A 20,702-nucleotide genomic window follows, 5' to 3' on the forward strand; every position below is an offset into this window, starting at 1 on the left:
GCCATGTCCTTCAACCTGTCCGAGTGGGCGCTGCGCAACCGCAGCGTCGTCCGTTACCTGATGCTGGTGCTGGCGGTGATCGGCGCGCTGTCATACACCAAGCTGGGCCAGAGCGAAGACCCACCTTTCACCTTCAAGGCCATGGTCGTACGTACCGACTGGCCGGGCGCCACCGCCGAGGAAGTCTCGCGGCAGATCACCGAGCGCATCGAGAAGAAGGTGATGGAGACCGGTGACTACCAGTTCGTCAATTCCTACTCGCGTCCGGGCGAGTCGGTGGTCACCTTCATGGCCCGCGACGATATCGTCTCGAAGAACATTCCCGAGCTCTGGTACCAGATCCGCAAGAAGGTCGGCGACATCAAGCACACCCTGCCGCCGGGTATCCGCGGGCCGTTCTTCAACGACGAGTTCGGCACCACCTTCGGCAATATCTACGCGCTCACCGGAGAGGGCTTCGACTACGCGGTGATGAAGGACTACGCCGACCGCCTGCAACTGCAGCTGCAGCGGGTCAAGGATGTGGGCAAGGTCGAGCTGCTCGGCCTGCAGGATGAGAAAATCTGGGTCGAGCTGTCCAACGTCAAACTGGCCACCCTCGGTCTGCCGCTGGCGGCCGTGCAGCAGGCGCTGGACGAGCAGAACGCGGTGGCCTATTCAGGCTTCTTCGAGACGCCGACCGACCGCGTACAGATGCGCGTGTCCGGGCGCTTCACCTCGGTCGAGGAGATTCGCGACTTCCCCATTCGCGTCGGCGACCGGACTTTCCGTCTCGGCGACGTGGCCGAGGTGCATCGCGGCTTCAACGATCCGCAGGCGCCGCGCATGCGCTTCATGAGCCAGGACGCCATCGGCATCGCCGTGTCGATGAAGGCCGGCGGCGACATCCTGGTGCTGGGCGAGGCCCTGGAGCACGAGTTCGCCCGCCTGCAGCAGACCCTGCCGGTGGGCATGGAGCTGCACAAGGTGTCCGACCAGCCGGCTGCGGTGAAGACCGGTGTAGGCGAGTTCGTCCAGGTACTGGTCGAAGCGCTGATCATCGTGCTGCTGGTCAGCTTCTTCTCCCTCGGCCTGCGTACCGGCCTGGTGGTGGCGCTATCCATCCCGCTGGTGCTGGCGATGACCTTCGCCCTGATGCACTACTTCGGCATCGGCCTGCACAAGATTTCCCTCGGCGCGCTGGTGCTGGCGCTGGGCCTGCTGGTGGACGACGCGATCATTGCCGTGGAGATGATGGCGATCAAGATGGAGCAGGGCTACGACCGTTTCCGCGCGGCCAGCTTCGCCTGGACCAGCACGGCCTTCCCCATGCTCACCGGTACCCTGATCACCGCCGCCGGCTTCCTGCCGATCGCTACTGCGCAATCCGGCACTGGCGAATACACCCGCTCGATCTTCCAGGTGGTGTGTATCGCTCTGCTGGTGTCCTGGGTCGCCGCCGTGGTGTTCGTGCCGTACTTGGGCGACCGCTTGCTGCCGGACCTGGCCAAGCTGCATGCGAAAAAACATGGCGGCAACCCGGAAGGCCATGACCCCTACTCGACCACCTTCTATCAGACCGTGCGCGAAGTGATCGAGTGGTGCGTGCGTCGGCGCAAGACGGTGATCCTGGTCACCATCGGCCTGTTCGTCGCCTCCATCGTGCTGTTCCGCTTCGTGCCGCAGCAGTTCTTCCCGGCCTCCGGGCGCCTGGAACTGATGGTCGACATCAAGCTCACCGAGGGTTCGTCGCTCAAGGCCACCGAGGATCAGGTCAAGCGTCTGGAGGCCAAGCTCAAGGATCATCCCGGCATCGACAACTACGTGGCCTACGTCGGCAATGGCTCGCCGCGCTTCTATCTGCCGCTGGACCAGCAACTGGCCGCGACCCGCTTCGCCCAGTTCGTCATCTTGGCCAAGAGCATCGAGGATCGCGAGAAGCTGCGCACCTGGCTGATCGAGGTAATGAACGAGGACTTCCCGTTCGCCCGTACCCGTGTGTCGCGCCTGGAAAACGGCCCGCCCGTGGGCTTCCCGATCCAGCTGCGCGTTAGCGGCGAGCACATCGACGAAGTGCGCGCCATCGCCCGCGAAGTGGCGGCCAAGGTGCGCGAGAACCCGCACGTGTCCAACGTGCACCTGAACTGGGAAGAGCCGAGCAAGGTCGTCTACCTCAATATCGACCAGGAGCGTGCCCGCGCCCTGGGCGTGAGCAGCGCCGACCTGTCGCAGTTCCTGCAGAGCTCGCTGACCGGCTCCAGCGTCAGCCTGTTCCGCGAGGACAACGAGCTGATCGAGATCCTCCTGCGTGGAACCGTGCGCGAGCGCCAGGCCCTGGAGCTGCTGCCGAGCCTGGCGGTGCCGACCAGCAGCGGCCAGAGCGTGGCCCTGTCGCAGATCGCCACCCTGGAGTATGGCTTCGAGGAGGGCGTGATCTGGCATCGCGACCGCCTGCCGACCGTCACCATCCTCGGCGACATCTACGGCAACGAGCAGCCGGCCAGCCTGACCAAGCAGATCCTGCCGACTCTGGAGTCGATCCGCGCCGAGCTGCCCAGCGGCTATCTGCTGGAGGTGGGGGGCACCGTGGAGGATTCGACCCGTGGGCAGAAGTCGGTCAACGCCGGCATCCCGCTGTTCATCCTGGTGGTGCTGACCCTGCTGATGCTGCAGCTCAAGAGCATGTCGCGGGCGGCCATGGTGTTCCTCACCGCGCCGCTGGGGCTGATCGGCGTAACCCTGTTCCTGCTGGTGTTCCAGCAGCCGTTCGGCTTCGTCGCCATGCTCGGCACCATCGCCCTGTCCGGCATGATCATGCGCAACTCGGTGATCCTGGTGGACCAGATCGAGCAGGACATAGCCGCCGGTCTGGACCGTTGGCACGCCATCATCGAGGCCACCGTTCGGCGCTTCCGCCCCATCGTGCTGACCGCCCTGGCGGCGGTGCTGGCGATGATTCCGATGTCGCGCAGCGTGTTCTTCGGGCCGATGGCGGTGGCCATCATGGGTGGCCTGATCGTCGCCACGGCGCTGACCCTATTGTTCCTGCCGGCGCTGTACGCAGCCTGGTTCAGGGTCAAGGAGAGCGAGCCGCAGCCCCGTTGAGGTTGTGCGCATGATGAAAAGCCCGGCAGATGCCGGGCTTTTTCATGGTGCTCGGTTATCGGTTTGCGCGGCAGCCTGGCTTCCCGCGACTAAGGTTGTCTGTAGTCAGTGCCTTTTCCTGGTTGCACTGGGTTATGCCTCTCGTCGGAGATATGGGTTGCACTTGGTTGCACCATTGTTGTCGAGCGGTTTACTCTTCGGTCACGCGCGCCACCTGCGCACCACTCAGACAGGATTACCGATGGCTACCACCACCCTCGGCGTGAAACTCGACGACGCCACCCGCGAACGCCTCAAGCAAGCCGCCCAGCAGCTCGACCGCACACCGCACTGGCTGATCAAGCAGGCGATCTTCAATTACCTGGAGCAGGTCGAAAGTGGTCTGACCCCGGCCGAGCATTCCGGCCTGGCCGCCGCGGCAGGTGAAGAGTCGGTCGACGCGCTGAGCGAGCAGGGCCTGCAGGTCTTCCTCGATTTCGCCGAGAGCATCCTGCCGCAGTCCGTGCTGCGTGCCGCCATCACCTCCGCCTATCGCCGCCCCGAGACCGAGGCGCTGCCGATGCTGCTGGAGCAGGCGCGCCTGCCGAAGGAGCTGGCCGAGTCCGCCAACAAGATGGCCCTGGGCATCGCCGAGAAGCTGCGCAACCAGAAGAGCGCCGGTGGCCGTCAGGGCCTGGTGCAGGGCCTGCTGCAGGAGTTCTCCCTGTCGTCCCAGGAGGGCGTGGCGCTGATGTGCCTGGCCGAGGCGCTGCTGCGCATCCCGGACAAGGCCACGCGTGACGCGCTGATTCGCGACAAGATCGCCAACGGCAACTGGAGCCAGCACCTGGGCCAGAGCCCGTCGATGTTCGTCAACGCGGCCTCCTGGGGCCTGCTGATAACCGGCAAGCTGGTATCCACCCACAACGAGGCGGGCCTGTCGTCCTCGCTCAACCGCCTGATCGGCAAGAGCGGCGAGCCGGTGATCCGCAAGGGCGTGGACATGGCCATGCGCCTGATGGGCGAGCAGTTCGTCACCGGTGAGACCATCGGCGAGGCCCTGGCCAACGCCACCAGCATGGAGAGCAGAGGCTTCCGCTACTCCTACGACATGCTCGGCGAGGCCGCGCTGACCGAGGAAGACGCCAAGCGCTACCTGGCGTCCTACGAGCAGGCCATCCATGCCATCGGCAAGGCCTCCCACGGCCGCGGCATCTACGAAGGTCCGGGCATCTCGATCAAGCTGTCCGCCCTGCACCCGCGCTACAGCCGCGCCCAGTACGACCGAGTGATGGACGAGCTGTACCCGATCCTGCTGGGCCTGACCAAGCTGGCCAAGCAGTACGACATCGGCCTGAACATCGACGCCGAGGAAGCCGACCGCCTGGAAATCTCCCTCGACCTGCTCGAGCGCCTGTGCTTCGCCCCGGAACTGGCCGGCTGGAATGGTATCGGCTTCGTCATCCAGGCCTACCAGAAGCGCTGCCCGTATGTGATCGACTACGTCATCGACCTGGCCAAGCGCAGCCGCCACCGCCTGATGATCCGCCTGGTGAAGGGCGCCTACTGGGACAGCGAGATCAAGCGCGCCCAGGTCGAAGGCCTGGAAGGCTACCCGGTGTACACCCGCAAGCCGTACACCGACATCTCCTACATCGCCTGCGCCCGCAAGCTGCTGGCCGTACCGGAAGCCATCTACCCGCAGTTCGCCACCCACAACGCCCACTCGCTGTCGGCCATCTACCAGATCGCCGGGCAGAACTACTACCCGGGCCAGTACGAGTTCCAGTGCCTGCACGGCATGGGCGAGCCGCTGTACGAGCAGGTCGTCGGCTCGATCAAGGACGGCAAGTACAACCGTCCGTGCCGTATCTACGCCCCGGTCGGCAGCCACGAGACGCTGCTGGCCTACCTGGTCCGCCGCCTGCTGGAAAACGGCGCCAACACCAGCTTCGTCAACCGCATCGCCGACCACAGCATCTCGCTGAAAGAGCTGGTGCTGGACCCGGTCGAGCAGGTCGAGCGCATGGCCGCGCAGGAAGGCACCCTGGGCCTGGCGCACCCGCGCATCCCGCTGCCGCGTGACCTGTACGGCGAAGGCCGAGTGAACTCCAGCGGTATCGACCTGGCCAACGAACACCGCCTGGGCTCGCTGAGCTCGGCGCTGCTGTCGTCGACCAACACCAACTACGTCGCCGGCCCGATCCTCGGCTGCGACACGCCGAACCCGGGCCCGGCCGAGCCGGTGCGCAACCCGGCCGACCACCGTGACCTGGTCGGTCAGGTGCATGAGTCCAGCGAAGCCGACGTGAAGAGCGCGATCCTCTGCGCCCTGTCCAGCGGGCCGATCTGGCAGTCGACCCTGCCGGCCGAGCGCGCCGCCGTGCTGGATCGTGCCGCCGACCAGATGGACGGCGAGATCCAGCACCTGATGGGCCTGCTGGTGCGCGAGTCCGGCAAGACCTTCGCCAACGCCATCGCCGAAGTGCGCGAGGCCGTGGACTTCCTGCGTTACTACGCCGCCCAGGCGCGTACCTTCAGCAACGACAGCTACCGTCCGCTGGGCCCGGTGGTGTGCATCAGCCCGTGGAACTTCCCGCTGGCGATCTTCACCGGCCAGGTCGCCGCCGCTCTGGCCGCCGGTAACACCGTGCTGGCCAAGCCGGCCGAGCAGACCCCGCTGATCGCCGCGCAAGCCGTGCGCATCCTGCTGGAAGCTGGCGTGCCCGGTGGTGCCGTGCAGCTGCTGCCGGGCCGTGGCGAGACCGTCGGCGCCCGCCTGGTGGGTGACGAGCGCGTGCGTGGCGTGATGTTCACCGGTTCCACCGAAGTGGCCGGCATCCTCCAGCGCAACATCGCCGGCCGCCTGGACGCCCAGGGCCGCACCATCCCGCTGATCGCCGAGACCGGTGGCCTCAACGCCATGATCGTCGACTCCTCGGCCCTGGCCGAGCAGGTGGTGGTCGACGTGGTCAGTTCCGCCTTCGACAGCGCCGGTCAACGCTGCTCGGCCCTGCGAGTACTGTGCGTGCAGGACGACGTGGCCGACCGCGTGGTGGAGATGCTCAAGGGCGCCATGGCCGAATACAGCATCGGCTCGCCGGAGCGCCTGAACACCGACATCGGTCCGGTGATCGACGCCGAGGCCAAGGCCGGCATCGAGGCACACATCGAGAAGATGCGCGAGAAGGGCCGCAAGGTGTTCCAGGCTGCCCGTTCCAGTGGCGAAGAGCTCAAGCGCGGCACCTTCGTGCTGCCGACCCTGATCGAGCTGGAAAGCTTCGATGAGATGAAACGCGAGATCTTCGGCCCGGTACTGCACCTGGTGCGCTACCAGCGCGAAGACCTCGGCAACCTGCTGCAGCAGATCAACGACAGCGGCTACGGCCTGACCCTCGGCGTGCACACCCGCATCGACGAGACCATCACTCAGGTGGTGGACACCGCCAAGGTCGGCAACCTGTACGTCAATCGCAACATCGTCGGTGCCGTGGTCGGCGTGCAGCCGTTCGGCGGCGAGGGCCTGTCCGGTACCGGTCCGAAGGCCGGCGGCCCGCTGTACATGTACCGCCTGCTGTCGACCCGTCCGCAGGAGGCCGTGGCCCAGCACCTCAAGGGTGACAACGTGCAGGCGCTGACCGCGCCGGCCGACCTGGCCAAGGCGCGTGCCGCCTTCGCCGAGTGGGCGGCCAAGGAGCAGCCGGCCACCGCCGCGCTGTTCGAGCAGTTCAGCGGCCTGTCGCAGAGCTACTCCAGCCACCTGCTGACCGGCCCTACCGGCGAGCGCAACAGCTACACCCTGCTGCCGCGCGAGCGCGTGCTGTGCCTGGCCGAGGAGCGTGGCGACCTGCTGGCGCAACTGGCCGCCACCCTGGCGGTGGGCAGCCGTGCGCTGCTGCCGGAGGCTCATCGCGAGCTGGTTGCCGCGCTGCCGAAAGAGGTGCGGACGCACATTGATCAGGTGGCCGACTGGACCGCGGTCGACGCCGAGTTCGACGCCATCCTGCACCACGGCGATTCCGACCAGCTGCGTGAAGTCTGCCAGCAGGCGGCTCAGCGCAAGGGCGCGATCATCGGCGTGCACGGCCTGAACAAGGGCGAGACCGACATTCCGCTGGAGCGCCTGCTGATCGAGCATGCCCTCAGCGTGAACACCGCGGCGGCCGGCGGCAACGCCAGCCTGATGACCATCGGCTGAGATCAAGCCCGTGCGCAGCGATGCGTGCGGGCGAGATGACCGAACAGGTCGCGCCAGAGAAAGCCGGCTGAAAGCTTTCCCTGGCATGCTGCTCCACAGTTTTGATTGCGGGTGCTTATGGTGCCCGACCCGGCAATGGCGGATCCTCGCCCGCGCCACGCGCCGTACACCCGCAGTGGGGGCTACCCGCCCGGTACGCCGCGTTACTCCCCGAAGCCGGACTCGTTCCGGCACCCGGCAGGGCCACAAGCCCGGCCACAAAAAAAGCCCGGCATTTGCCGGGCTTTTGCTTTTCCGCTGCAGCGCTTTTACAGCGCGCCGAAGACCTTCTTCGCCAGGCTGGTGGCGGCACCGGCTGGGTTCTGGCGGATGCTGGCTTCCTGCTCGGCGATCATCTTGAACAGGCCGTTCAGGGCCTGCTCGGTCACGTAGTTCTCGACGTTGGCGCTCTTAGCGTCGACCACACCTAGGGCGGCGGCCTGGCCGGCGAAGCTGTTGTACTGCTGGGCCACGCCGACCTTGTCGGTGGCCTGCTTGACGATGGGCAGGAACTTGGCGCGGATCTGCTCGCGGCTGGTCTTGTTCAGGTACTGGGTGGCGGAGTCTTCACCGCCGGCGAGGATGGCCTTGGCATCGCTCACGGTCATCTTCTTCACCGCGTCCACCAGAATCGCCTGGGCCTGCGGCACGGCGGCTTCGGCGGCCTTGTTCATGCTCGCTTCCAGCTCTTCCACCTGCTCGCCCATGCCCATCATCTTCATGGTCTGCGCGGCCTTGCCCAGCTTGCCGGGCAGCTCGATGCGCACCTCGTCGTTGTTGCTGAAGCCTCCGGGTTTGCCGAGCTGCTTCACCGCGACTTGCGCACCCTGGGTCAGCGCGTCCTTGAGGCCGCCGCTGGAGTCGCTCTGGGTCAGGTCGGAAAGGGACAGGGCATAGGCGCCAGCGGACAGCAACAGGCCGGCGGCGAGAGTGGTGAGGCGGAGCATGGAGGCTTCCTTACTACGGTGAGGTTCCGGCGAGCTTAGCGGAGTGGGGCGGGGGAGCCAAACCCTGAAGTGGTATCCACTCGCGGCGCTTATGGGATTCTACCCACGCTTTGGTATGGGGCGATTCATCCCGTGCCGCGTGCCAGTTGCGAGAGCCGCACGGCCAGTTCGGCGCGGCGGAAGGGTTTGGCGAGTACCTCGAAGCCATGCATCTGCGCCGGCGACAGGTTCGAGTAGCCGGTGATGATCAGCACCGGCAGGTCGGGCAGGCGCAGGCGCAGCTCCTGGGCCAGCTGGGCGCCGGTCTTGTCCGGCATGATGTGGTCGGTGACCAGTACGTCCGGTACCAGTCCCGCGTCGATCAATTGAAAGGCCGCCGCGGCCGAGGCGGCTTCGCTGACCTCGTAGCCCAGGTCCTGCAGTTGCAGGCTGGTGGTGTGGCGGACCATCTCCTCGTCGTCCACCAGCAGTACCCGGGTCGGCCGGGGCGCCAGCGGGGCATCGGTCGGTTCGCTGCCTTCGCCCGTCGCTGCCCCTTCGGTGATCGGCAGCCAGATGCTCACCTGGGTGCCGAGGCCAGCTTGCGAGGCGATGGCGAGGCCGCCGCCGGACTGGGCGGCCAGGCCCTGCACCATCGACAGGCCGAGGCCCGTACCCTTGCCCACGCCCTTGGTGGAGAAGAAGGGTTCCACGCAGCGGCGCAGGGTTTCCTCGTTCATGCCGCTGCCGCTGTCGCCCACCTTGAGGCAGACGTAGCGCCCGGCGGACAGGCCGCTGACCTGGTCGGCCGCAACCTCGTCCAGCGCCGCGCTGATTTCCAGCCGGCCGCCGTCGCTCATGGCATCGCGGGCGTTCACCGCCAGGTTGAGAATGGCCAGCTCCAGCTGGTGCGGGTCGACCACCACCGCCGGCAGCTGCTGCGGAATCTCGACGGTCACCGCGATCATCGGGCCGATCGAGCGCTCCATCAGTTCGCGCATGCCGTTGACCAGGGCCTTCAGTTCCACCACCTGGGGCTTGAGTGTCTGCCGGCGGGCGAAGGTCAGCAGGCGTCCGACCAGGATGCGCGCGCGATCCGCCGCCTGCAGCGCGCCGTCGACCAGGTCCCTGGAGCGCTCGTCGTTCAGGCGTCGGCGGATCAGTTCCAGGGTGCCCATGATCGGAGTCAGCAGGTTGTTGAAGTCGTGGGCGATGCCGCCGGTGAGCTGGCCGATGGTCTCCATCTTGCGCGCTTCGTGCAGCTGCGCTATCGCGGCCTCGCGCTGTGTGACCATCGAGGCGACGCGTTCCTCCAGGCCCTCGTTCAGCTCGCGCAGCTCTGCTTCGGCGCGCACCCGGGCGCTGATATCCATGCACACGCAGAGCACCCCGCTGGCGTTGTGCTGTTCGTCCAGCAACGGAGTGATCTGGTTCTGCACCCAGACCGGCGTGCCGTCGGGGCGGGCGTAGCGCTTGATGATCTCGAAGGGCGCGCCGTCGTCGAGGTTGCGCTCGCGCTGAAGCTCTTGGGCGGTGAGGTCGTCCGGATGAGTGATGTCCTGCATGCGCAACCCGAGCAGGGCCTCGCGCGGCCGGCCGACGATCTCGCAGTAGCGGTCGTTGACCCGGATGAATTGCCAGTGGCGATCGCACACGGCGATGCCGGCGCTGGCCTGATCGAACATCGCCGACAGCTGCGCCGAGCTGGCGCGCAGTGCCGCCTCCGCCCGCGCATGGCTGATCGAGGCCCAGGCCTGCAGGGCGGCCTCCTGGGCCAGGCGCAGCTCGTGCTCGGCAAAGGGGTGGGGCTGGCGATAGTGAATGACCAGCGTCGCCTCCAGTGCGCCCAGGCGAACGACCGGTACATAGAGCGCGGCGGCCAGGTCGAGCTCGGCGCACAGCGCCGCTTCGCCGACACTCAGCCCGGCCTCGCCGGCGATATTGGCGCGGGCCACGGTCTGCCCGGCGCGCAGCGCCGCCAGCAGGCCGTTGCCGAAATCCCGGTAGCGGTGCACGCCGGCGGCGGAGCGCACGTCCTGGGCGTGATCCCGATGCACGCTGAAGCTCACGCCGTCGCCATTGTCCTCGCCGTAGAACACGCGTGCCGCACCCAGTGCCTCGGCGAGCCGGCGCAGGGCGCTGGCCTCGATCTGCTCCGGCTCGAGGCTGGCGGGCAGCGCCTGGCCGAGGGCCAGCAGGAACGCCTGGCGGCGCTCGAACTGCACGCGCTCGGTGGTCTCGGTGACGATGCACAGCACGCCTCCGACCGAGCCATCCGTCTCGCGCACCGCCGAGTAGGACACGTCGAAGTAGACGGTTTCCCCATGCCCATGGCGTTCGATGTAGAAGGGGCGGTCCTTGGCCGAGAAGGTCTCGCCGGTCTCGCGCACGCCGCGCAGCAACGGTTCGAGGTCGTCCCACAACTCGGTCCAGTTCTCCACGGCCGGGCGACCCAGCGCCCGCGGATGCTTGGCACCGATGCTGGGCGCGTAGGCGTCGTTGTACAGGGCGACGAACTGCGGCCCCCAGAACAGCACGATCTGTGCCTTGGCCGGCAGCACGGTGGCCATCAGGGTCTTGAGGCTGGATGACCAGCCGATGGGAGGCCCCAGGGGCGATTCGGACCAGTCGTGGCTCTGCAGCGAAGCGCTGATGCTCCCGCTATCCAGCGGCTGGTCGGGGTGTTCCAGGGGGACTCGATCTGGGCCGATATCGAAGAGCAGTTCCATGTGTTTGCTCAGCAAGGCAGGAGCTGAGCTCGATTGAGTTCAGTCACCCACTATGAAAGCAGACTGGCCCGTTGCGTTCCATCTGGATGAGGACGTGGCTTCAACACTGCGCAGATAGCCAGCGATCGTTCGCTAAGCGGAGATGATCAGGGGAATTTGTCCATCAGGTCGGCTGGGCCTTCCAGCACACGAGCTGCTGCTGCCACTCCTGGATCTCGGGAAAGTGGCAGCGGACCTGGATGGTGGCTCAATTGGGCGCGTTGAGCGGGCTTCCTTCATCCGGCTTGCTGGGTTGCTCGATGCCGGGGTCGTTGGGATCTCTCCAGTCTTCCGGGCGCTGTTCGTTCGGTGATTGTTCCTCGCCTTCGTCCGGGTAGATTCCCGGCTCGATGGGGGGCACAGGGTCCTGTGGGTCGTCGGCGCCCATGGGGTTGGCGTAGTGGATCTGGGTCATGATTCACCTCCCAGGCCGAGATGGCCTGTAGGGTTTCGATGACTCAGGACTGCGCGCGGTTCAAGCAATCGACGGTATGGTCATGCCGGGTCTCAGGCGCGAAGCGGCATGGGCTGCGCTGCGTCGAACGCCAGGGTCTGGCCGTCCGCGGGAATCAGCAGCCTGTCGTCCACTCCCGCACTGCGCGCCGCGTCTGCCAGCGCCGCTCTGCTGACCGGGCAGTGGCTGATGGCCTCCAGATGGTTGGCCACCACCATGCCCTTGGCCAGCCGGGCGAACTTGATGACCTCCTCGAGCCCCATGATGATGTCGCCACCCAGGTCGAAGCGCGCGCCGCCGGCGGGCACCACGCTGACCTGGGGCTGATGCCGCAGGACGAACTCGCGCACGGTGGGCGTGAGGATGGTGTCGCCGGCCAGGTAGAGGCTGGGTTCGTCGGGCATGTCGATCAGGTAGCCGACGCCGTGCTCCATGAGCTTGCCGACCAGTCCCAGGCCGTGGGTGCAGGCAACCGTGCGGATGCTGCCGCCGAGGAAGGGGCTGGGCTGGTCATGTTGCTGTGGCAGTGGCTGGACGTTCAGGCCCAGCCGCGCGAGATGCGGCGCATCGTGCGGCGTGCAGATCACCGGAATCTGCCTCTCGCGCAGCCAGCGCGTGCCGGCGCGATCCAGGTGGTCGAAGTGGCCGCGCTGGCAGTGGGTGATCAGGCAGTGGGTGACCGACTCGAGCGCGGCACCGGTGCCGGCCGGCAGTTCGACCAGCGGGTTGCGCTGCCGGGCGCCGAACAGGCGCAGCGGCGGCAGCGCGTCCTTGGCGGCCAGCATGGGGTCGACCAGGACGCGGTGCGGGCCGAGCTCGAGAATGATGGTGGCGTTGCGGATTTGCTGGATGTTCATCATGTGCCCCTCTGGGTGGTGGCTCTATGGTGCCGAGCGGGGGGCATCGCCATAATGGCAGGAACAGACATATTCAGTTCCTTTTAAGCCATATCGTTTTGCCGAGAAGAAAACATGCGAATCGGTCTCCTGCTGTTTCCCCGGTGCATGCCCGCCGGGCTGTTCGCCTTTGCCGACCTTCTGCATGCGGCCAACCGACGGACCGGCCGCGGCTTGTTCGAGGCCGACTATGTGGCCTTGCAGGCGGGGCCGGTCGAGTGTGCCCACGGCGTCACCCTGCAGGCGACGGCGTCCCTCGCCGAGCGGGAGCTCGATGCCCTGCTGATCCCGGGCTTCTGGGCAGAATCGGCACGGCAGGTCGACGAGGCGCTGGCCGCGCATGCGCCGCTGGTGCGCGCGCTGTCGATGGGCAACCGGCGCCTGCAGCTGTGGAGCTATTGCACGGGCGTCGGCCTGCTGGCGGCCAGTGGTCGTCTGGATGGCCAGCCGGCCACGGTGACCTGGTGGCTGGCGGAGACGCTGCGCCAGCGTTTCTCCAGGGTGCAGTGGCAGAGCGAGCAGAACTGCGTGTTCAACGCGAACACCGCCACGGCGTCGGGAGTGAATGGTTATCTGCCGATTGCCCAGGCGCTGATCGAGCGCAGCGTCAGCGCCGAGGTCGTCCGCGATCTGAGCAGGCTCATGGTGCTGCCGCGCCCGGTGGTGCCGCATCCTGCGTTTCAGGGCATGAGCCTGATGGAGCAGGGCGGCAAGCTGCTGCGCCAGCTGCATGCCCTGGTCGAGCAGCTGCCGGCCGAGCAGATCACGGTGGCGTTGTTGGCGGGCCGGCTGGGCATGTCGGAGCGCACGCTGGCGCGCAAGGTGCTGGGCGAAACCGGTCAGGCGGTGGCGAGCTACGCCCGGCGGATCAAGCTGAACCAGATCAGCGAGCGTCTCATGCTGACAGCGGCGTCCGTCAGCACCATCAGTGCCGAGCTGGGCTTCAGCAGCGATTCCAACATGCGGCGCATGTTCAAGGAGCTGACCGGGCTGACCCCGGCCGAATACCGACAGCGCTTCGGCAGGCTCTAGCGCTGGGCTTCTAGGGGGTGCGGTACTGTTCCAGTCGGTGTTGCCAGGATGGCGCCTGTTTCAGCGTGCCGATCACCCGATTCAGCTCCGGAAGCAACCGGGCATAACCAGTCGGCACTAGCAGGGAGCGTTGATAGGTGCGCAACGGCGGCTGGGCGACATACAGCTGGCTGCGCAGACCTTGCTGCTCCTGGAAATAGAAATCGAGGGTGCGCTTGCCAATCACGGCGGCGCCTAGCCAGCCACGTTGCAGCCGAAGCAGGTTGGCGCTCTCGCTGATGCCTGCCTCGCGGCTGATCCGCTCCTTGCCGAGCAGGTCGTCCAGCTCCGGGTAGCGATGCCCACTAACCACGCCCAGGCGTCGCCCGCCAAGCTGGTCGGCGGAAAGCCTGCTGACCTCGCCCTGGCTGCGGGAGACCAGTAGGTTGGCATCGTCGATGAAGGCCTCCGTCCATAGATGGCGTGGCGCGTCTCCGAACCAGTCGGGGCTGGTGCCCAGCACGATGCCGTCGAGCTGGTCCTTCGACAACAGATAGTCCAGGCGCCTGCGTGGAATCTGCCGCACGACGAAGCGGTACTGGGGCAGGTAAGCGTTCAATTGCTCGGCCAGGTCGTAATACAGCCCCTGCTGGCGCTTGCCATCGATCACATAGGGTGGCTTGTGCTGATAGCTGAACAGGGTGATTTCCTCGACTGCGTGTGCCGAGGCGCATAGCCAGCAGAGGCTCAGCAGCACAAGCCTGAACGACACCTGCAAGCCGGGTAGAGTCCATCTCATTGACTGATCTCCCTGTTCCGGGCGCCGCACCTGCGGAGATATTTTCTGGCGCGTCTCGGAATGACTGCGTAGCTCTGGCCGTCGCCGGCGCAGGATGAAGCGAATGAGACCTACACAACTGACTGCATTGCCCTCCTCATAATTCCATTGTGGCAGACGCGGCCGGACTGAAGGTGCTGCCGATTCGCCAGGTGGATGCATTGGCGGCGAGGCCGCAGCCGTCGAAGCATCAAAAAAAAGGCCGCATAAGCGGCCCTTTTACTGGTGCTGCGAGTCTCAGACCGGCTCTTGCGCTTCCTCGCCGCGCTCCAGCGCCACCTGGCGTATGGACAGGCGGATTTCCGCCGGCAGCACGCGCTTGGCCGCGCCCTCCACCAGTTCCGCCAGCTGTGGATGGTGGCTGAGCTTGCCTTCGCCATTCTGGCGCAGCACGCCCTGGTCCAGCAGGGTCTGGATGAAGTGGCGGAACAGGCTCTTGTCGAAGAACTCCGGGGCGTTGAGGCCATGCAGGATCGACAAGCGCTGGGCCATGACCACGCAGAGGTTCTCCAGCTCCTCGGCACTCAACGCGTACTGGCCGGCGTTGAGCAGCAGGGCGGTGGCCATGTAGAAGCGCTGCAGGGTCTGCACGATGGCGCGGGCCAGCAGAGTGAGCAGGACGAACTGGCGCGAGCTGGGTGCCGGGCGGATGAACATGTCGTCCTCGCGGCGCAGCAGGCCCTGCTCGACGAAGGCCTCCAGCCACTGGTCGACCACCCCTTCCAGTTCCTCCAGGTCCCAGCGGATGAACAGCTCGGACTGCAGGTACGGATACAGCGCGGTGCTGTAGCGCAGGATCTGCTCGCGGCTCATGCGCGAGCTGCTGAGGAAGAAGCTGGCCAGCAGGGCGGGCAGGGCGAACACGTGCAGCACGTTGTTGCGGTAGTAGGTCATCAGGACGGCGTTCTGCTCGTCCAGGTAGAGGATCTTGCCCAGGGCGTCCTTCTGCTCCGCCAGCAGGTCCATGCTCTGCACGTAGCGGATCAGGTCCTGGCCATCGCCTTCCGGCAGGGTGGCGTGGGGCGAGTAGGGCACCTTGCGCAGCAGCGCCAGGTACAGGTCGAGCACACGGCCCAGGGCCTTCTCGTCCAGCGCCAGCTTGCTGGTGGAGAGCAGGGCCAGGCCGACCAGGTTGACCGGGTTGATCGCCGCCGCCTCGTTGAGGTGCTGCGCCACGCGTTCGCCGAGGCGGTTGGTGGTGCGATTCAGCCACTCGGGGCGGTACTGGTCGCCATAGTCCTGGGTGCGCCAGTCCGGCTGCTCGTGGTCGAGGAACTCGGCCAGCTTGATCGGCTCGCCGAAGTTGACGCGCACGCTACCGAAGCGCTGGCGGCGAATGGCGCCGATGACCTTGAAGATGTCGAAGATCGACTCCTTCTTCTTCGTCGCGCCGCGCAGTTCGCCCAGGTAGGTACGGCCTTCCAGCACGCGCTCGTAACCGATATAGACCGGCACGAAGGCGATCGGCAGGCGCGACGAGCGCAGGAAGCTGCGCAGGGTGATGGCCAGCATGCCGGTCTTCGGCTGCAGGGTGCGGCCGGTGCGGGAGCGGCCGCCCTCGACGAAGTACTCGACCGGGAAGCCCTTGCTGAACAGGGTGTGCAGGTATTCGTTGAACACCGCGGTGTACAGCGGGTTGCCCTTGAAGGTGCGGCGCATGAAGAAGGCGCCGCCACGACGCAGGATGCCGCCGACCACCGGCATATTGAGGTTGATGCCGGCGGCGATGTGCGGCGGCGTCAGGCCGTTGCGGAACAGCAGGTAGGACAGCAGCAGATAGTCGATGTGGCTGCGGTGGCAGGGCACGTAGATGATCTCGTGGCCGTGGGCGATGTCGCGCACCGCCTCCAGGTGGTTGACCTGGATGCCTTCGTACAGCTTGTTCCAGAACCAGCTGAGCACCGTCTCCAGGAAGCGGATGGCGGTATAGGTGTAGTCCGAGGCGATCTCGTTGCCATAGCGCAGGGCCTGGGCCTCGGCCTTCTCCTGGCTGATTTTCTCGCGCTCCATCTCCTCGCGGATGGCCTGGCGCACCAGCGGGCCGTGGATCAGGCCTTTCACCAGGTTGCGCCGGTGCGACACGTCCGGGCCGATCACCGTGGTCTTCAGGTTGCGGAAGTGCACGCGCAGGATGCGCTGGACCATGCGCAGGGTGCGCTCGCGGCCCTTGTTCTGGTCGAGCAGTTCGCGCAGGTGGATCGGTGCGGAGAACTGCACGCGGGTCTTGCGGCCGAGGATCAGGATGCTGACCAGCTTGCGCAGACGCCCGGTGACGGCCCAGGTGTCGGCGAACAGCAGCTTCCACGGGCTGGTCTCGCGATCCGGCGACTGGCCCCAGAACACGCTGACGGGGACGATCTGCGCGTCATCCAGGGCATTGCTGTCGAGGCCGGCGAGGATGCGCTGCAGGGTCGGCGGTGTACCGCGCTTGTCGTGGCCGCCGAACCAGCTGGGTGAGCGGGTCAGGTAGAAGAAGCCGGCCGGCTCCAGCTGGCCGCCGAGCGCCACCGGCAATACCGGGCGCGGCAGGCCGGCCTTGCTGCATTCCCGGTCCACTACCGCCAGGTCCGCTGCCGAGGGCTGCTGCAGTACATAGAACACTGGCTTGCTGCGATCCAGGCGCAGGTTGAAGGACGACTGGTTGATGGTTTCCGAGCGTACCCAGAGGAACAGCAGGCGACGCAGGGCACCAAAGGCGAGGCGGCGGAGCGGGGAGCGGGTCATAGATTGCGGCTGTGAAAAAACGAGCATGCGCTCGGGGCGGCTAGTGTGCCGTATTCGGTGGGCGGCGGCAAAAAGCCCTGCAGGTACAAGTGTTCACCGGCGCGCCGCGGATTTCCTGGCCTGCAGGCCGGCCTGCAACTTTTCCTAATGGCCGTTGTCTTGCCTTGCCGCGGGTCGACTTTTATAGTCCGCCAGCGTTTGCAAAGGCCCCCGAGGTCAGCATGGCCCGGGGCTTATCCCGTAGGGACAAGAGCCATGATCGAAATAAAAAATCTAACCAAGCGTTTTGCCCAACATACGGCCGTCGATGGCCTCAGCTTTCAGGTCCAGCAGGGGGAAGTGCTGGGCTTTCTCGGCCCTAACGGGGCCGGTAAATCCACCACCATGAAGATGCTCACCGGGTTCCTGGCGCCGACTTCCGGCACGGCCAGCATTCTCGGATTCGACATCCAGAGCGACACCCTCAAGGCCCAGCAGCAGATCGGCTACCTGCCCGAAGGCGCGCCCTGCTATGGCGACATGACGGTGCGTGGCTTCCTCGAATTCATCGCGGAAGTTCGTGGTTATCGTGGCGCAGAGAAGAAGCAGCGGGTGCTGCGTGCGGTGGCCCAGGTGGAGCTGGACAAGGTGCTGGAGCAGAGCATCGAGACCCTGTCCAAGGGCTTCAAACGCCGCGTCGGCCTGGCCCAGGCGATCCTCCATGATCCGCGCGTGCTGATCCTCGACGAGCCCACCGATGGCCTCGATCCGAACCAGAAGCATCAGGTGCGCCAGCTGATCCAGAGCCTGGCCAAGGACAAGATCGTGATCATCTCCACCCACATCCTCGAAGAGGTGTCGGCGGTTTGCACCCGCGCCGTGGTGATCGCCGCCGGCAAGCTGGTGGCCGACGGTACGCCGCTGGAGCTGGAGAGCCGCTCGCGCTACCACCAGGCGGTGACCCTGGTCGCCGCTGGTGAGCTGGACCGCCAGGCCCTGGCCGCTCTGCCGGGCGTGATCGCCGTGGAAGACAACGCCGAGGGCAGCCTGACCCTGGTGGCCGCGCCTGGCCAGGTGATCTTCCCGCAGGTCAACGAACTGATCCGCCAGCGTGGCTGGCAAGTGACGGAGCTGGACGTGGAACGTGGCCGGCTCGATGAAGTGTTCCGCAGCCTGACCCGGGGAGAAGCGGCATGAAGCAGTTGCCCGTGATCTTCAAGCGCGAGCTGGCCAGCTATTTCGCCACACCGCTCGCCTACGTGTTCATCCTGATCTTCCTGGTGCTGTCCGGGGTCTTCACCTTCTACCTCGGTGGCTTCTACGAGAGCGGCCAGGCCGACCTGTCGCCGTTCTTCAACTTCCATCCCTGGCTGTACCTGTTCCTGGTGCCGGCCATCGCCATGCGTCTGTGGGCCGAGGAGCGCAAGTCCGGCTCCATCGAGCTGCTGATGACCCTGCCGATCACCCGCGCCGAGGCGGTGCTGGGCAAGTTCCTCGCCGCCTGGGTGTTCGCCGGCATCGCCCTGCTGCTGACCTTCCCGATGATCATCACGGTCAACTACCTGGGGGAGCCGGACAACGGCGCGATCTTCACCGGCTACTTCGGCAGCTGGCTGCTGGCGGGTTCCTACCTGGCCATCGGCTCATGCATGTCGGCCCTGGCGAAGAACCAGGTGATCGCGTTCATCCTAGCCGTCAGCGCCTGCTTCCTGTTCATCGTCAGCGGTTTCCCGATGGTGCTCGATGCACTGGCATGGGCGCCGCAGTGGGCCGTTGACGCGGTCGCCTCGCTGTCCTTCCTGACCCGCTTCGATGCGATCAGCAAGGGCGTGATCGATCTGCGCGACCTGCTCTATTTCATCACCCTGATGGGCGCCTGGCTGGCCGCCACCGCCATCGTGGTCGATCTGAAGAAGGCTGACTGACCATGAAGAAACTGATGTATTCCGGCGCCGGCCTGCTGCTGATCGCCGTGGCCTTCCTGGCCTTCAACATGCTCTCGGCCCTGGGCCTGGGCAACGTACGCCTGGACCTGACCGAGCAGAAGCTCTACACCATCTCCGAGGGTACCGAGCGCATCCTTGGCGAGCTGGATGAGCCGATCAACCTGTACTTCTTCTACTCCGACAAGTCCGCTCGCGACCTGGCCGTGCTGCGTAACTACGCGGTGCGTGTGGAGGAGATGCTCAAGGCCTATGAGCGTGCGGCGAACGGCAAGATCAAGCTGCACATCATCGACCCCGAGCCGTTCTCCGAGGACGAGGACAAGGCTGCCGGCTTCGGCTTGCAGGCCGTGCCGGCGAACCAGAGCGGCGAGCAGATCTACTTCGGCCTGGCCGGCACCAACGCGGTGGACGACAAGCAGGTCATCCCGTTCTTCCCGCTGGATCAGGAGGAGTTCCTCGAATATCAGCTGAGCCAACTGGTGCAGGGTCTGGCCAAGCCGGAGCGCCCGGTGGTCGGCCTGCTCTCGGGACTGCAGCTCAACGGCGGCTTCGACATGATGGCGCGCCAGCCGATGGCGCCCTGGATGGTGATGGAAGAGGTCCGCCAGCTGTTCAAGATCGACAGCCTCAAGGCCGGTATCGACAAGATCCCCGACCAGGTCTCGGTGCTGCTGCTGGTGCATCCGAAGAACTTGCCGCAGCCGACCCTGTACGCCATCGATCAGTTCGTCCTGCGCGGCGGCAAGCTGCTGGTGTTCGTCGACCCGCTCAGCGAGGCGGACAACGCGCCGCCGATGATGCCGGGCGATGACGAAGGCAAGGCCTCCGACCTGGAGCCGCTGTTCAAGGCCTGGGGCCTGCGCATGGTGCCGGACAAGGTGCTCGGCGACGGCTCCTACGCGCTGTCCGTGAGCATGGGCCAGGGCCAGCGCCCGGCGCGCCATGCCGCCTGGCTGGCGCTGCCGAAGCGGGCGATGAACCAGGACGACGTGGCCACCTCCAGCCTGGAGAGCCTGAATATCGCCACCGCCGGTATTCTCGAGCCGCTCGAAGGCGCCAAAACCCAGTTCGTGCCGCTGCTGCAGAGCTCCGAGTACGCCATGCCCTTCGACGCCGCGCGCTTCGCTGCCCTGGGCAACCCGGAAGAGTTGATCCGCGACCTGGAGCCGACCGGCGAGCGTTATGCCATCGCCGCGCGCATCAGCGGCCCGGCGCAATCCGCCTATCCGAACGGCATCGAGGGGCAGAAGCACGGCCTGAAGTCGGCGGAGAACATCAACGTGATCGCCGTGGCCGACACCGATCTGCTCACCGACCGCATGTGGGTGCAGGTGCAGGACTTCTTCGGTCAGCGCGTGCCGCAGCCGTTTGCCGACAACGCCGGTTTTGCCATCAACGCCCTGGACAACCTGTCCGGCAGCGATGCGCTGATCAGCGTGCGTTCGCGCGGCCGCTTCAGCCGTCCGTTCGAGGTGGTCGAGGCCCTGCAGCGCGACGCCGAGGCGCAGTTCCGGGTCAAGGAAGAGGACCTGCAGAAGCGTCTGGCCGAGACCGACCAGAAGCTTGCCTCGCTGCAGCAGCAGGACCCGAGCAAGCCTCTGGAGCTGACGCCCGAGCAGCAGGCCACGGTGCAGCAGTTCATCGCCGAGAAGCTGCGCATCCGCAAGGAACTGCGTGAGGTGCGCTTCCAGCTGAACGCGCAGATCGAGGACCTTGGTCGCACCCTCAAGCTGGTCAACATCCTCGCCGTGCCGCTGCTGCTGACCCTCGGCGTGCTGGCCCTGTGGCTGTGGCGCCGGCGCAAGGCCGCGTGACCCGTGCAAGGGGGGAGGGCGTGGCCCTTTCCCCTTCGCCTTCCCT

The 20,702-nt window shown here is 66.2% G+C and carries 12 protein-coding genes; 6 read left to right on the forward strand and 6 right to left on the reverse strand.

Features of this window, described 5'->3' with window-relative positions:
• Positions 1–3: 3 nt before the first annotated feature.
• Positions 4–3,084, forward strand: coding sequence for an efflux RND transporter permease subunit (locus tag IB232_RS01160; RefSeq protein WP_192396738.1), 3,081 nt, complete (start codon positions 4–6; stop codon positions 3,082–3,084).
• Positions 3,085–3,325: 241 nt separating this feature from the next.
• Positions 3,326–7,261, forward strand: coding sequence for a trifunctional transcriptional regulator/proline dehydrogenase/L-glutamate gamma-semialdehyde dehydrogenase (putA, locus tag IB232_RS01165; protein ID WP_192396739.1), 3,936 nt, complete (start codon positions 3,326–3,328; stop codon positions 7,259–7,261).
• Positions 7,262–7,569: 308 nt separating this feature from the next.
• Here putA and IB232_RS01170 read toward each other — a convergent pair whose 3' ends face one another.
• From IB232_RS01170 to IB232_RS01185, 4 genes are all read right to left on the reverse strand, one after another.
• Positions 7,570–8,247: a DUF4197 domain-containing protein gene (locus IB232_RS01170; protein ID WP_192396740.1), complete on the reverse strand. Its 678-nt coding sequence runs from the start codon at positions 8,245–8,247 to the stop codon at positions 7,570–7,572.
• A 125-nt stretch (positions 8,248–8,372) separates the two neighbouring features.
• The gene (locus IB232_RS01175) at positions 8,373–10,955 is read right to left on the reverse strand and encodes a PAS domain-containing protein (protein WP_192396741.1); all 2,583 of its coding nucleotides are present in this window, start codon (positions 10,953–10,955) and stop codon (positions 8,373–8,375) included.
• Between the two features lie 247 nt (positions 10,956–11,202).
• Positions 11,203–11,409, reverse strand: a complete 207-nt coding sequence (locus IB232_RS01180) for a hypothetical protein (RefSeq protein ID WP_192396742.1) — start codon at positions 11,407–11,409, stop codon at positions 11,203–11,205.
• A gap of 92 nt (positions 11,410–11,501) precedes the next feature.
• Positions 11,502–12,305, reverse strand: a complete 804-nt coding sequence (locus IB232_RS01185; RefSeq protein WP_192396743.1) for an MBL fold metallo-hydrolase — start codon at positions 12,303–12,305, stop codon at positions 11,502–11,504.
• 114 nt (positions 12,306–12,419) lie between these two features.
• Between IB232_RS01185 and IB232_RS01190 the strand changes: the two genes are divergently transcribed.
• Entirely contained in the window at positions 12,420–13,376 is a 957-nt protein-coding gene (locus IB232_RS01190) for a GlxA family transcriptional regulator (protein WP_192396744.1), read from the forward strand.
• A gap of 10 nt (positions 13,377–13,386) precedes the next feature.
• On the opposite strand, the gene IB232_RS01195 is transcribed toward IB232_RS01190, so the two are convergent.
• Together IB232_RS01195 and plsB are read right to left on the reverse strand one after the other, a co-directional pair.
• Positions 13,387–14,154 carry a substrate-binding periplasmic protein gene (locus tag IB232_RS01195; protein ID WP_192396745.1) on the reverse strand — a complete coding sequence of 256 codons (768 nt, stop codon included), beginning with the start codon at positions 14,152–14,154 and terminating at the stop codon, positions 13,387–13,389.
• A gap of 276 nt (positions 14,155–14,430) precedes the next feature.
• On the reverse strand, positions 14,431–16,917 hold the full coding sequence (gene plsB, locus IB232_RS01200; protein WP_192396746.1) for a glycerol-3-phosphate 1-O-acyltransferase PlsB: 2,487 nt from the start codon (positions 16,915–16,917) through the stop codon (positions 14,431–14,433).
• 255 nt (positions 16,918–17,172) lie between these two features.
• Between plsB and IB232_RS01205 the strand changes: the two genes are divergently transcribed.
• The 3 genes from IB232_RS01205 to IB232_RS01215 are packed head-to-tail and all read left to right on the forward strand — an operon-like array spanning position 17,173 to position 20,656.
• Positions 17,173–18,093 carry an ABC transporter ATP-binding protein gene (locus tag IB232_RS01205; protein WP_192396747.1) on the forward strand — a complete coding sequence of 307 codons (921 nt, stop codon included), beginning with the start codon at positions 17,173–17,175 and terminating at the stop codon, positions 18,091–18,093.
• Entirely contained in the window at positions 18,090–18,821 is a 732-nt protein-coding gene (locus IB232_RS01210) for an ABC transporter permease subunit (RefSeq protein WP_192316304.1), read from the forward strand. The genes IB232_RS01205 and IB232_RS01210 overlap by 4 nt, the downstream gene beginning before the upstream one ends.
• A 2-nt stretch (positions 18,822–18,823) precedes the next feature.
• The gene (locus IB232_RS01215) at positions 18,824–20,656 is read left to right on the forward strand and encodes a GldG family protein (protein WP_192396748.1); all 1,833 of its coding nucleotides are present in this window, start codon (positions 18,824–18,826) and stop codon (positions 20,654–20,656) included.
• Positions 20,657–20,702: the final 46 nt, after the last annotated feature.

Source organism: Pseudomonas sp. PDM15, from assembly GCF_014851565.1.
Lineage (GTDB): Bacteria > Pseudomonadota > Gammaproteobacteria > Pseudomonadales > Pseudomonadaceae > Aquipseudomonas.